This window comes from Mycolicibacter sinensis (genome assembly GCF_001673565.1).
GTDB classification, from domain to species: domain Bacteria; phylum Actinomycetota; class Actinomycetes; order Mycobacteriales; family Mycobacteriaceae; genus Mycobacterium; species Mycobacterium sinense_C.
Map to the genome: position 1 here is coordinate 1 of NZ_LZMF01000083.1, position 12690 is coordinate 12690.

Below are 12690 nucleotides of genomic sequence, written 5' to 3' on the forward strand. Positions count from 1 at the left end.
CCTGAAAGCCCAGTTCCAGCCGGCGGGTGACCCGGCGCGCCGCCCAGGTGATGAACCGCGCCGCCAGCACCGCCCCGATCAGCAGCAGGACGATCCGCAACCCCTTGGTAATGACCCACTGGCCGATCTCACCGCTCCACACGTCGTGCCAGCGCTGACCCGGCGAGAACGCCAATACCATCGGGTCAGTCCTCCTCCGGCCGGTTGCGCCAACGGATTCCGGCTTCTAGAAATCCGTCGATGTCACCGTCGAGCACCGCCGCCGGGTTGCCGACCTCATATTCGGTGCGCAGGTCCTTGACCATCTGATAGGGGTGCAGCACATAGGAGCGCATCTGATTGCCCCACGAACTGCCGCCGTCTCCCTTGAGCGCGTCGAGTTCAGCGCGCTCCTCAGAACGCTTGCGCTCCAACAATTTCGCCTGCAGCACCCGCATCGCCGACACTTTGTTCTGCAACTGGGACTTCTCGTTCTGACAGGTCACGACGATCCCGGTCGGGACGTGGGTGAGGCGCACCGCGGAGTCGGTGGTGTTCACCGACTGCCCCCCGGGGCCACTGGAGCGGTAGACGTCGACGCGGACATCGCCCTCGGGGATGTCGATGTGGTCGGTGGTCTCCACCACCGGCAGCACCTCGACCTCGGCGAACGACGTCTGCCGGCGGCTCTGGTTGTCGAACGGGCTGATCCGCACCAGCCGGTGGGTGCCCTGCTCCACCGAGAGCGTGCCGTAGGCGAACGGGGCGTGCACCGCGAACGTCGCGCTCTTGATACCGGCCTCTTCGGCGTAGGAGGTGTCGAACACCTCGACGCCGTACTTGTGCTGTTCGGCCCAGCGGATGTACATCCGCATCAGCATCTCGGCCCAGTCCGCGGCGTCCACGCCGCCCGCTCCGGAGCGGATGGTGACCAGCGCCTCACGCTCGTCGTACTCGCCGGACAGCAGCGTGCGGACCTCCATCGCGTCGATGTCCTCGCGCAGCTTGGCCAGTTCGGCGTCGGCCTCGGCGACCTCCTCTGCCCCACCCTCCTCGGCCGCCAGCTCGTAGAGCACCGGCAGGTCGTCGACGCGCTGGCGCAGATCCTCCACCCGGCGCAACTCGGCCTGGGCGTGTGACAGCTCACTGGTCACCCGCTGGGCGCGGGCCTGGTCGTCCCACAGGTTGGGGTCGGAGGCCTCGTGCTCGAGCTTGTCGATGCGGCTGCGCAGGCCGTCGACGTCTAGCACCCGCTCCACCGTGGTCAAAGTGGCGTCAAGGGCGGCGATGTCGGGCTGGCGGTCGGGTTCCACGTTTATCGAGGTTACCGGCGAGCACCGGGGGTCGACCTTTAGCATCGGGGATACGCCGGTGCGTGCACGACTTCCGACAAGGAAAGAAGGTTCGAGGATGCGGCCCTACCATGTCGCGATCGTCGGCTCGGGTCCATCCGGGTACTTTGCCGCGGCCTCCCTGCTCAAGCTGGCCGGGGGCGGTGAGGTCGATGTGCGCGTCGACATGCTGGAGATGCTGCCGACGCCGTGGGGCCTGGTGCGTTCCGGTGTGGCCCCGGATCACCCGAAGATCAAGTCGATCAGCGCGCAGTTCGAGAAGACCGCCGCCGATCCCCGATTCCGGTTCTTCGGCAACATCGCCGTCGGCGAGCACGTCCAGCCCGCGGAACTGGCCGAACGCTATGACGCGGTGATCTACGCCGTGGGCGCCCAAACCGACCGCCATCTGGGCATCCCCGGCGAAGACCTGCCCGGCAGCGTCCCGGCTGTCGACTTCGTCGGCTGGTACAACTGCCATCCGCACTTCAAGGACATGGCTGTCGACCTGACCGGGAAGCGTGCGGTGGTGATCGGCAACGGCAATGTCGCCCTGGACGTGGCCCGCATCCTGGTCAGCGATCCCGCAGAACTGCGCGGCACCGACATCGCCGACCACGCGCTGGAACTGCTCGAACCGCGCGGTATCGAAGAGGTGGTGATCATCGGCCGGCGCGGGCTCTTGCAGGCCACCTTCACCAGCCCGGAACTGCGGGAACTGGGCGAGATGAAGAGCCTCGAGAACGTCGACGTGGTGATCGCACCCGAGGAGTTGGCCGGGATCACCGACGCCGACGTCGAAGCCGCCGGCAAGCACGCCAAGGCGAACCACAAGGTGCTCAGCGGCTACGTCGGCCGCGAACAGCATCCGGGCAATCGCCGGATCGTGTTCCGGTTCCACACCTCCCCGATCGAGATCCGCGGCGAGGGCCGGGTCGAAGAGATCGTGTTGGGCCGCAACGAGCTGGTCACCGACGAGCAGGGCCGGGTCAGCGCCCGCGACACCGGGGAGCGCGAAGTCCTGCCGGTGGATCTGGTGGTGCGGGCGGTCGGTTACCGCGGGGTGCCGACGCCGGGTCTGCCGTTCGACGAGCGCAGCTGCACCATTCCGCACGCCGATGGCCGTATCGAAGGCACCCGCAATCAGTACGTGGTCGGCTGGATCAAGCGCGGGCCCTCGGGGGTGATCGGTTCCAACAAGAGCGACTCGCAGGCCACCGTCGACACCCTCGCCGCCGACCTGGCCGCCGCCGAGCTTGCCGATGTCGACGCCGACCATGACGTGCAGCTGCTCAAGTGGCTACTGTCGCGGCAGCCCGAGCTGATCACCAACGAGCATTGGCAGCTGATCGACGCCCACGAGCGGTCCTCCGGTGAGCCGCACGGCCGGCCCCGCGTCAAGCTGGTCAGTGTCGCCGAGATGCTGCGGGTCGGGCGCGCCTGAGCCCGGTCACTGCCCGGTCAGATTCCAGTTGTCGGGGTTGCGGGGCGAATACACCACCGGCAGCAGGTCACCGATGCTCGGCCAGTTGGCCACGTCGACCGCGAGCCGCTGGTAGACCTCGTGCTCATCGACCGTGGGGCCCTTGATGACGCCGGTGATCGTGACGTACTGCGCCCCTTCGGCGTCGGGGCGGGGGCTGACACCGGTGACCAGCAGGGTGCCCTCCTGCGCTTTGCCGCCCGGTCCCGGCCGGAAGAACCGCGGCGCCACGAACACCGCCAGAATCGCCAGCAGCAACAACAGCGCCCACATCTCCCACATCAGGCCATGGTAGGACTGCAGCCATGGCGCAGAGCAACGACAATCCCGACTCCGATCTCCACCAAGACCTGACCCTGGCGTTGGCGCTGGCCGACCGGGCGGACGCGATCACCTTGGCCCGATTCGGTGCACTCGACCTGCGGGTGGACACCAAGCCGGACCTCACCCCGGTCACCGACGCCGACCAGGCGGTGGAGACCGCGCTGCGCGAGATGCTCGCCGCCGAGCGGGCCGCCGACGAGATCCTCGGTGAGGAGTTCGGCGGCACAGCGTCTTTCAGCGGTCGCCAGTGGATCATCGATCCGATCGACGGCACCAAGAACTTCGTCCGCGGCGTCCCGGTCTGGGCCACCCTGATCGCGCTGCTGATCGACGGGGTGCCCCGCGTCGGGGTCATCAGCGCTCCCGCATTGACCAGGCGGTGGTGGGCCGCGGATGGCCGGGGCGCGTTCGGCGCTTTCGGTGACGGCCCGCCACGACGACTGTCGGTGTCCGCGGTGGGCGACCTGGACTCGGCCAGCCTGTCGTTCGCCGGCCTGACGACGTGGGCGCTGCGCGGCCTGCGCGAGCAATTCCTCGACCTGACCGAGGCGGTGTGGCGGGTACGTGCCTACGGCGACTTTTGGGCTTACTGCCTGCTGGCCGAGGGCGCGGTCGACGTAGTCGTCGAACCGGCGGTGTCGGTGTGGGACCTGGCCCCCCTCGACGTGCTGGTGCGCGAGGCGGGTGGCACATTCAGCGATCTGGACGGCAACGCCGGGCCGCACGGCGGCAGCGCGGTGGCCGCCAACGCCCTGTTGCACCAGTCGGTGTTGGGTCGCCTGACCGCAGGTTAAGGGCACCGCGGCGGGTGCCGCTGAGGACTTCGTCACACCTTACTATCGAGTTACCTTACTTCGGAGTAAGGTGGTCTCACCGATACTTTCCTTTTCAGTGAGGCTCTGACATGACTGACACTGCATCCCTCGCCCCCGGCTCCAAGGACAAGCGATCTGGCCGGTCGAGTGCCATCGGGCCGGAGAAGCCCAGGCGCACCCCGATCGCCACCGCACTGGCATTCGTCACTCCCCTGATCAGCCGGGAGTTTCTGGACCGGCACAACCTGCGCAATCCGCTCAACCGCACCCTGAACTACGGGGTCAAGACGGTCTTCTCGGTGGCTGGGGCGACCGGCCGCGAGTTCAAGCGGGTCCAGACCCTGGGCAAGGCCCCCACCCGGCTCAAGGCGAGCGGCAAGGACTACTTCGACCTGACCCCCGACGACGAGCAGCAGATGATCGTCGAGACGGTCGAGGAGTTCGCCGCCGAGATCCTGCGCCCGGCCGCCCACGACGCCGACGAGGCTGCCGACCACCCGCACGAATTGATCACCAAGGCCGCCGAACTGGGCATCACCGCGATCAACATCCCCGAGGACTTCGACGGAATCGCCGCGCACCGCTCCGCGATCACCAACGTCCTGGTCGCCGAGGCACTGGCCTACGGCGACATGGGCCTGGCCCTGCCGATCCTGGCGCCGGGCGGGGTGGCCGCGGCGTTGACCCACTGGGGCAGCGCCGACCAGCAAGCCACCTACCTCCCGGAGTTCGCCGGGGAGAAGGTGCCCCAGGCGTGTGTGGCCATCACCGAGCCGCAGCCGCTGTTCGACCCCACCAACCTCAAGACCACCGCGGTGCGCACCCCGAGCGGCTACCGGCTGGACGGCGTCAAGTCCCTGGTACCGGCGGCGGCCAGCGCGGAACTGTTTATCGTGGCCGCGCAGCTCAACGGCAAGCCGGCCCTGTTCATCGTGGAGTCCTCGGCCCAAGGCCTGACCGTCAAAGCCGACCCCAGCATGGGTGTCCGTGCCGCCGCGCTGGGCCAGCTCGAGCTGAACAAGGTGTCGGTGCCGTTGAGCGCCCGCCTCGGCGAGGACGCGGCCACCGATGCGGATTACTCCGAAGCGATCGCGCTGTCCCGGCTGGGTTGGGCGGCGTTGGCGGTCGGCACCAGCCACGCGGTGCTCGATTACGTGATGCCCTACATCAAGGAGCGCCAGGCCTTCGGCGAGCCGATCGCCAACCGGCAGTCGGTGGCGTTCATGTGCGCCAACATCGCCATCGAACTCGACGGCCTGCGCCTGATGGCCTGGCGCGGGGCGGCGCGTGCCGAGCAGGGCTTGCCGTTCATCCGAGAGGCCGCGCTGGCCAAGCGGATCGCCACCGACAAGGGCATGCAGATCGGCCTGGACGGCGTGCAGCTGCTCGGTGGTCACGGCTACATCAAGGAACACCCGGTCGAACGCTGGTACCGCGACCTGCGGGCCGTCGGCGTCGCCGAGGGCATCGTAGTGATCTAGCGGTCATTCAACCTTTTTTCCCGATACCGACCTGAAAGACCTGACATGGCAATCAATCTGGAACTGCCCAAGAAGCTGCAGCATGTCGTCGAGATGACGCACGCCGGCGCCGCCGAGATGTTGCGCCCGATCTCACGCAAGTACGACCAGCGCGAGCACGCCTACCCGGTCGAACTCGACACGCTCGAGACCCTGTTCGATGGGGTGTCGAAGGCCGGCGGTAACGCGCTGGCCGGCGCCGAGGCGTTCCGCGAGAACGAGGGCAAAGAGGGCAACCGCAACGGCGCCAACATGGCCGCGCTGCTTCAGGTTCTCGAGATGAGTTGGGGCGACGTCGCTTTAATGCTCTCGGTGCCTTACCAAGGACTGGGCAACGCGGCGATCTCCGGCGTGGCCACCGACGAACAGCTCCAGCGGCTCGGCAAGGTGTGGGCGGCCATGGCGATCACCGAGCCGAGCTTCGGTTCCGACTCGGCCGCGGTGACCACCACGGCCACCCTGGACGGCGACGAGTACGTGATCAACGGTGAGAAGATCTTCGTCACCGCCGGATCACGCTGCACCCACATCGTGGTGTGGGCGACGCTGGACAAGTCCTTGGGCCGCGCGGCGATCAAGTCGTTCATCGTGCCGCGCGAGCACCCCGGCGTCATCGTCGAACGCCTGGAGCACAAGCTCGGGATCAAGGCCTCCGACACCGCGGTGATCCGGTTCGACAACGCCCGCATCCCCAAGGACAACCTGCTGGGCAGCCCGGAGATCAACACCGAGAAGAGCTTCTCCGGGGTCATGGAGACTTTCGATAACACCCGGCCGATCGTCGCGGCGATGGCGATCGGGGTGGCCCGCGCCGCCCTGGAGGAGCTGCGCAAGATCCTCACCGACGCCGGCGTGGAGATCTCCTACGACCAGCCGGCCCACGCCCAGAGCGCCCCGGCCGCCGAGTTCCTGCGGATGGAGGCCGACTGGGAGTCGGCCTACCTGCTGACGCTGCGCTCGGCGTGGCAGGCCGACAACAACATCCCCAACTCCAAAGAGGCGTCGATGGGCAAGGCCAAGGCCGGCCGGATGGCCACCGACGTCACGCTCAAGACCGTCGAGCTGGCCGGCACCACCGGCTACTCCGAGCAGACGCTGCTGGAGAAGTGGGGCCGCGACTCGAAGATCCTCGACATCTTCGAAGGCACCCAGCAGATTCAGCAGCTGGTGGTGGCCCGCCGGCTGCTGGGCCTGTCGTCGGCCCAGCTGAAGTAACCTCCCTGCGCCGAGCAGACACCTAAGCCCCCAATTCCGCGTGGATTCGGGGGCTTAGGTGACTGCTCGCGACAGCTGCTGACCAACGCCTTCTCAGCGACCAGCCTCGATGGCGACCATGATCGCGGCCGCTTCGTGGCTGCATTTCAACGCCAACCCAACCGGGCCCCGGCTTGCGAGATCATCTACCCGGCGCCTGAGTTCACCGGAGGCGATATGGGCTTGCAGGTGGGCGCCCGGGCAGGTCGTGGCCGGCGCCACCTCCCGATGACTGGCCAAGGTATCGGTGCTGATTTGGAAGGTTTGTGCCGCCCACGCCAACACCAGTGCGGCACTTTCAAGTTGAGGCTCCGGGACATCTTGCTGGTCGAAGTCGCCTTCGCACAGTACGAGGAAGTGCCCGGCCGGATCGTAATCCGTTGCGGTGTCACCGATCAGACCGGTGTCACGTAGCGCGAAAACGTTGCCGCCGCGGTCGATCCCTACGTGGTAGGCGATGTCGATCCAGCCATGCTCGTCCTGGTGGTATCGCTGATGCTGGCGGAGCCGCTCGGCGATGGTGCGATTGTCAGTGAACACCACACCGGAATGGTGGATCGTCATCCGGGTGATCCGGTGCGGCCGCCCACCGGGCAGCGCCGGCCGAGCACCCCAGGCGTCGCGGCACAACAGCACACCCGAGGTCGACATCGGCTCGGCGACGGGTGGGTTCGGGCCAGGAGGCGCCGTCTTGGGGGGAACTTCGGGGCCGGTCAACGGCATTGAGCTCGGGGCGGTTTCGGGTTCGCTGCCAGGCCGGTCCTTCGTCCGGAAGGAGCATGCGCCCACCCCAACGGCCAGTCCCAACCCGCCGCACAGCTGCAGCAACCGTCGCCGGCTTGCGTCCATGCTCGCCACGATACGGACACACCCCGACAGCATGCGATGACTTCACCGCCGAAACGCGGCTGGCGCCCACGCTCGGCACTTCCGATGTCGGAGGGCTCCGTTACCATTCCGCGCATGCCGCTGACCAATGGTGAGGTGTTCGCCGGATACTCCATCCTGCGGCCCCTCGGCGCCGGCGGCATGGGCGAGGTCTACCTGGTGCAGCACCCTCGGCTGCCACGCCAGGAAGCGCTGAAGGTGTTGCCCGCCGACGTCAGTGCCGATCCGGCATATCGGCAACGGTTCGCTCGCGAGGCCGACCTTGCCGCTTCGCTGTGGCATCCCCACATCGTGGAAATCCACGACCGCGGTGAGTACAACAACCAGTTGTGGATCACCATGGACTATGTGGCCGGCACCGATGCCGCGCGCCTGGTGCGGGACCACCACCGCTACGGAATGCCGGTCGACGATGCGCTCAAGATCGTGACCGCGATCGCTGAGGCGCTCGATTATGCCCACCAGCAAAAGCTGCTGCACCGAGACGTCAAGCCCGCGAACATCCTCATCGCCGAGCCGGGTCCTGCCGACCGACGTATCGTCTTGGCTGACTTCGGGATCGCCCGCGATACCAGCGAAGTCAGCGGATTGACCCCCACCAACGTCACCATCGGAACCATCGACTACGCCGCGCCCGAACAACTCATGGGGCGTTCCCTCGATGGCCGCGCCGACCAGTACGCCTTGGCCTGCACCGCTTTTCACCTTCTGACGGGTAGGCCGCCGTTTGCTGACGTCAATCCGGCCGCGGTGCTTGCCGCCCATCTGTCAGCGCCACCGCCGAGGGCGGGCAATTTGCGCGTCGGCCTTGCTCCGATGGATGGCGTACTGACCAAGGCGATGGCCAAAGAACCCTCCGAACGGTTCGGCAGTTGCCGCGAATTTGCGGCGATGCTGACGCAGTACGCGGTAGGCGGCGCTGGCGCGAGCGATGAGACACGAGCCGCTGCGGGCAAGGAGTTCGCGGCGCAGCCTACCGTCGCTCGGACGGCTGAGGCGCCGGCCGATTCCCTGACCATCCCCCGCAAGACGGCGTTGATCGGCGGGAGCATCGCCGCACTGGCAGCGGTCGGCATGGTCGCCTTCGTCGGCGCCCGGCTGGCACAGCCGAATTCCACCCCAGACACCGAAGCGCTGCCGACCGCACCATCAACAGCGGTCACCTACCAAGAGCCGGTCGCGACCGTCACCCGCTCCGCCGCACCGCCGGTCACGGTCACCCAGCCTGCGCCGCCCCCGATAACGGTCACCCGGCAGGCGGCGCCGCCGGTGGTCACCACATCACCTCCTAACGCGACCAAGGCGGGCGCTCGTCCAGGTGACCTGGGCTTGGGGACGCCGATCAGCTTCCCAAGCTGCAACGGCCAGGGCGTTGTGATCTTCGGGTCGGTCACCACCCCGGGGTTGTATGCGGCCGGGGTGCAACGCCTGCTCGACGCGCACCCGGGGGCGTTCTACCTGCGTACGGACACTAGTTGCCCATCGCTGCGGCAAGCCACCGACGCCGGCAACCCCATATACGCGGTGTTCACCCCGGCCGGCACAACCCAGGTGCAGGTGTGCAGCGCCGTGCGCGCCGCGGGCGGGAACGCTTATGGCAAGTGGCTGGACGCAACCACCGACCCCGGCTACGTCATCCCCTGTTGACCGCTGGCCGGTGGCTGAATCAACGGCCCGAAGCTAGCATTGACGGCGTCGAGCGCCCGGGTGTCGCGCGCGGATAGCGCAATGACGAAGGCGCCCTGGATGAGTGCCAGCACGGCGTGCGAAAGCTCCTCGGCGGAGCGGTCGTCGCGCACGTCGCGGCGCTTCTGACCGGCCTGCATCAGCTCGGTCAGCGCGCGATGCCAGCCGGACAGTGCGACGGTGAGGCGCTCGCGGAACGGCGCGGAATCGGCCGCCAGTTCGGTGGAGAACTTGCCGGCCAGACAGGCCCGCTGGAAGCCGGACCGGACGAACCCCGCGGTGAGTTCAGCGAAGTAGCCGGTGAGTTTATCGGTGGTGCTGAGGGTTTCGTCTTCGGTCCACTTGGCCAGTGCGTCCAACTGGAGTTGCATATAACGGTCCAGTACGGCTAAGCCGAACGCATCTTTAGACCCGAAGTGATGGTAGAAGGAGCCCTTGGGCACCCCGGACGCCGCCAAGATGGCGTCGACAGTGGTGCCGTGAAACCCGGTCGCATAAAACGACTTCGTCCCCTGGCGGAGCAGTCGCTCCTTGTGGGGCAGGGCTTTTGCCACGGCTGCCATCGCTTCCCTCTACTCTTGACGATCTGGTCTAGACGATTTAGTCTAGCCGATAACCGAGCAGGAGGACGCGTGTTCCCAGAACTGTTTTCCGTGGCCGGCAAGACGGCCCTAGTCACCGGCGGCACCAGCGGAATCGGCTACATGATCGCCGAGGGTTACCTCCGCGCCGGCGTGCGGGTCTATATCTCGTCGCGCAAACCCGAGGCCTGCCGACAAGCCGAGCAGGATCTCTCGCGGTTCGGCGAGGTGCACGCGATCCCCGCCGACGCCAGTCGGGAAGACCAGTGCCGCAACTTGATCCATGCCATCGCGGCACGCGAAGACCGGCTGCACATCCTGGTCAACAATGCCGGAGCGACCTGGGGCGCGGCCTTCGACGACTTCCCGCCGGCAGCCTTCGACAAGGTACTGACCCTCAACGTCAAGGCGCCGTTCGTGCTGACCCAGCTGGCCCGGCCGATGCTGGAGGCCGCCTCGGCCGCCGATGACCCCGCCCGGGTGATCAACATCGGCTCGATCGACGGCCTGGCGGTGCCCCGGGTGCCCAACTTCTCCTATTCGGCATCCAAGGCGGCGATCCACCAGCTGACTCGGCACCTGGCGGCGGAGCTGGCACCGAGCATCCTGGTCAACGCGATCGCTCCCGGCCCGTTCCCGTCGAAGATGATGGCAGCGACCCTCGACGCCGTCGGCGACCAACTCGCGGCCGCCAGCCCGGTCAAGCGCATCGGCCGCACCGAGGACATCGCCGCCGCCGCGGTGTATCTGGCCGCACCGGCCACCAATTTCATGACCGGAGCGGTCATCCCGCTCGACGGCGGATTGAGCACCACCGCCGGTATCCGGCTCTAAAGGAGGACATTGTCGTGAGTTATGAGACGTTGACGATCCGCCGCGACGGCCACGTGTTCATCATCGGCCTGGACCGACCCGAGAAGCGCAACGCGTTCGACGCCGTCATGCTGCGCGAACTATCCGCCGCCTACGGGGAATTCGACGCCGATGACAGGCTGCGGGCCGCCGTGCTCTACGGCGAGGGACCGATGTTCACGGCCGGCCTGGACCTGGCCAATGTGGCCGGCGACATCGCCAACAACGTCTCCTACGTTCCCGACGGTGGCATCAATCCCTGGCAGGTCGACGGACGGCAGCTGTCCAAGCCGCTCGTCACCGCCGTGCACGGCAAGGTGCTCACGCTCGGCATCGAGCTCATGCTCGCCGGCGACATCGCCATCGCGGCCGAGTCGGCCACCTTCGCGCAGCTGGAAATCGCCCGCGGCATATATCCGTTCGGCGGGGCCACCATCCGATTCCCGCGAGCAGCCGGATGGGGCAACGCCATGCGGTGGATCCTGACTGCCGACACCTTCGACGCCCGAGAAGCCCATCGCATCGGCATCGTCCAGGAGGTAGTACCCGACGGCGAGCAGGTGACCCGCGCCATCGAGATCGCCCAGACCATCGCCCGACAGGCGCCGCTGGGCGTGCAAGCCACCCTGCGCAGTGCCCGCCAGGCGGTGCGCGACGGCGACGCCGCGGCCGAGGCCGACTTGGTGCCGGGAGTCCAGAAGCTGTTTGCCAGCGAGGACGCCGCCATCGGGGTGCAGGCGTTTCTGTCCCGCAGCACCGCGGAGTTCGTCGGCCGCTGAGTCCCCAGACGTTGCCCCTCCTCCGCCGAGCAGTCCCCCGCAAGCGGGAGGTGCCCCCAGCGTAAGCCCCCAATTTGGTGCGGATTTGGGGGCTTACGCGTCTGCTCGCGGCAACAAAGCGCCCCTTGCACCCGTCAGAAACAAAAAGTAATGTTGCTTTTACTTTCTGGACGACTATCCGGAGGCCACCGATGGAATCCTTCGTTCACCTGCGCAAAGGCACCACTCCCCGGCGCCTGCACGCCGATCTGGACGGCCTCAAAGACGACGAACTGGGCCGCGGCGGGTTCACCGGCCGCACCGCCAACATGTACCGGCGCCACGACCCGACCGCCTACCGCGCCGAGGGCCCGCTACGGCCCATCGACGTGCTGGCCACCCAGCTCGAACCGACCGACGCCACCGATCCCGCCGGCGGGCCGCTGCGGCTGTTCGACAATGCCGACTGCTGCATCTCGCTGTCCCGGCGCTCGGCGGAGATGCCGTTTCACGTCCGCTACGTCGACGGCGACCTGCTGTGCTTCGTCCACACCGGTTCCGGGCGACTGGAGACCGAGTTCGGTCCGCTGGACTACCGCGAAGGCGACTGGGTCTACCTTCCCAAGGCGACCACCTGGCGACAAGTGCCCGCCGCCGAAACGACACTGCTGCTGATTCAGGCCACCGACGAATTCCGGGTCCCGCCGCCGGGACCGCTGGGCCGGCACTTTCCATTCGACCCGTCGCAGGCAGTCATCCCCGAGCCGACTCCCCTCGAAGACGACGGACGCGACAGCTACGAGGTCCGGTTGATCCATGAGGGCGGGCCGACGACGCTTCACTACCAACACAATCCGATCGACGTCGAAGGGTGGCGCGGCGACAACTTCGCTTTCACCTTCAACATCGCCGACTACCACGTGATCACTTCCGACAGCGTGCACCTGCCCCCGACGGTGCACCTGTTCATGCAGGCCACCGGGGTGTACGTGATGAACTTCCTACCCAAGCCCGCCGAAGGAGTGCCGGGAACCGAGCGCACCCCCTGGTATCACCGCAACGTCGACTACGACGAGATCGCGTTCTTCCACGGCGGATCGCTCTATGGGATTCCGATGCCGCCGGGCCTGATCAGCCATGCACCGCAAGGCGTGCATCACGGCGCGCCGGAGAAGGCCCGCGAACGCGCCCGCCGCAAGTTCGACGACTACCAGCGCGT

Annotated in this window: 12 protein-coding genes and 1 pseudogene; 8 read left to right on the forward strand and 5 right to left on the reverse strand. The window is 67.3% G+C overall.

What is annotated here, in order from left to right; genetic code table 11:
- Window positions 1-181: pseudogene (locus A5648_RS13370) on the reverse strand (mechanosensitive ion channel family protein); the annotation flags it as partial.
- Window positions 182-185: 4 nt separating this feature from the next.
- Window positions 186-1292, reverse strand: coding sequence for a peptide chain release factor 2 (prfB, locus tag A5648_RS13375; protein ID WP_065025018.1), 1107 nt, complete (start codon window positions 1290-1292; stop codon window positions 186-188).
- 97 nt (window positions 1293-1389) lie between these two features.
- Between prfB and A5648_RS13380 the strand changes: the two genes are divergently transcribed.
- Window positions 1390-2754 (forward strand): FAD-dependent oxidoreductase, encoded by a 1365-nt coding sequence (locus A5648_RS13380; protein ID WP_065025019.1) that lies wholly within the window; start codon window positions 1390-1392, stop codon window positions 2752-2754.
- 6 nt (window positions 2755-2760) lie between these two features.
- Here the strand turns inward: A5648_RS13380 and A5648_RS13385 are convergent, their stop codons facing one another.
- The gene (locus A5648_RS13385) at window positions 2761-3075 is read right to left on the reverse strand and encodes a hypothetical protein (protein WP_065025020.1); all 315 of its coding nucleotides are present in this window, start codon (window positions 3073-3075) and stop codon (window positions 2761-2763) included.
- 23 nt (window positions 3076-3098) lie between these two features.
- On the opposite strand from A5648_RS13385, the gene hisN reads away from it, so the two are divergent.
- The 3 genes from hisN (at window position 3099) to A5648_RS13400 (ending at window position 6667) form a co-directional block, all read left to right on the forward strand.
- A complete protein-coding gene (gene hisN / locus A5648_RS13390) occupies window positions 3099-3911 on the forward strand; it encodes a histidinol-phosphatase (protein ID WP_065025021.1) in 813 nt (270 codons plus the stop codon).
- A gap of 110 nt (window positions 3912-4021) precedes the next feature.
- A complete protein-coding gene (locus tag A5648_RS13395; protein WP_065025022.1) occupies window positions 4022-5413 on the forward strand; it encodes an acyl-CoA dehydrogenase family protein in 1392 nt (463 codons plus the stop codon).
- Window positions 5414-5458: 45 nt separating this feature from the next.
- Window positions 5459-6667, forward strand: coding sequence for an acyl-CoA dehydrogenase family protein (locus A5648_RS13400; RefSeq protein ID WP_065025023.1), 1209 nt, complete (start codon window positions 5459-5461; stop codon window positions 6665-6667).
- A gap of 93 nt (window positions 6668-6760) precedes the next feature.
- Here the strand turns inward: A5648_RS13400 and A5648_RS24655 are convergent, their stop codons facing one another.
- Window positions 6761-7357, reverse strand: coding sequence for a peptidoglycan recognition family protein (locus tag A5648_RS24655; protein ID WP_342707263.1), 597 nt, complete (start codon window positions 7355-7357; stop codon window positions 6761-6763).
- 312 nt (window positions 7358-7669) lie between these two features.
- Between A5648_RS24655 and A5648_RS13410 the strand changes: the two genes are divergently transcribed.
- Window positions 7670-9241, forward strand: coding sequence for a serine/threonine-protein kinase (locus A5648_RS13410; RefSeq protein WP_065025024.1), 1572 nt, complete (start codon window positions 7670-7672; stop codon window positions 9239-9241).
- On the opposite strand, the gene A5648_RS13415 is transcribed toward A5648_RS13410, so the two are convergent.
- The gene (locus A5648_RS13415) at window positions 9223-9843 is read right to left on the reverse strand and encodes a TetR/AcrR family transcriptional regulator (RefSeq protein ID WP_065025025.1); all 621 of its coding nucleotides are present in this window, start codon (window positions 9841-9843) and stop codon (window positions 9223-9225) included. The two genes, A5648_RS13410 and A5648_RS13415, sit on opposite strands and share 19 nt — an antisense overlap.
- A gap of 69 nt (window positions 9844-9912) precedes the next feature.
- Here A5648_RS13415 and A5648_RS13420 point away from each other — a divergent pair, with 69 nt between their 5' ends.
- From A5648_RS13420 to A5648_RS13430, 3 genes are all read left to right on the forward strand, one after another.
- On the forward strand, window positions 9913-10695 hold the full coding sequence (locus tag A5648_RS13420; protein ID WP_065025026.1) for an SDR family oxidoreductase: 783 nt from the start codon (window positions 9913-9915) through the stop codon (window positions 10693-10695).
- A 14-nt stretch (window positions 10696-10709) separates the two neighbouring features.
- Window positions 10710-11492, forward strand: a complete 783-nt coding sequence (locus tag A5648_RS13425; RefSeq protein ID WP_065025027.1) for a crotonase/enoyl-CoA hydratase family protein — start codon at window positions 10710-10712, stop codon at window positions 11490-11492.
- Window positions 11493-11683: 191 nt separating this feature from the next.
- Window positions 11684-12690, forward strand: a 1007-nt coding sequence (locus A5648_RS13430; protein ID WP_065025028.1) for a homogentisate 1,2-dioxygenase, incomplete at its 3' end; no start/stop codon positions are given.

Coding starts and splice junctions, on each gene's coding strand:
- A5648_RS13380 (WP_065025019.1), top strand. CDS start 1,390: ATGCGGCCCTACCATGTCGCGATCGTCGGCTCGGGTCCATCCGGGTAC.
- A5648_RS13385 (WP_065025020.1), bottom strand. CDS start 3,075: ATGTGGGAGATGTGGGCGCTGTTGTTGCTGCTGGCGATTCTGGCGGTG.
- hisN (WP_065025021.1), top strand. CDS start 3,099: ATGGCGCAGAGCAACGACAATCCCGACTCCGATCTCCACCAAGACCTG.
- A5648_RS13395 (WP_065025022.1), top strand. CDS start 4,022: ATGACTGACACTGCATCCCTCGCCCCCGGCTCCAAGGACAAGCGATCT.
- A5648_RS13400 (WP_065025023.1), top strand. CDS start 5,459: ATGGCAATCAATCTGGAACTGCCCAAGAAGCTGCAGCATGTCGTCGAG.
- A5648_RS24655 (WP_342707263.1), bottom strand. CDS start 7,357: ATGTCGACCTCGGGTGTGCTGTTGTGCCGCGACGCCTGGGGTGCTCGG.
- A5648_RS13410 (WP_065025024.1), top strand. CDS start 7,670: ATGCCGCTGACCAATGGTGAGGTGTTCGCCGGATACTCCATCCTGCGG.
- A5648_RS13415 (WP_065025025.1), bottom strand. CDS start 9,843: ATGGCAGCCGTGGCAAAAGCCCTGCCCCACAAGGAGCGACTGCTCCGC.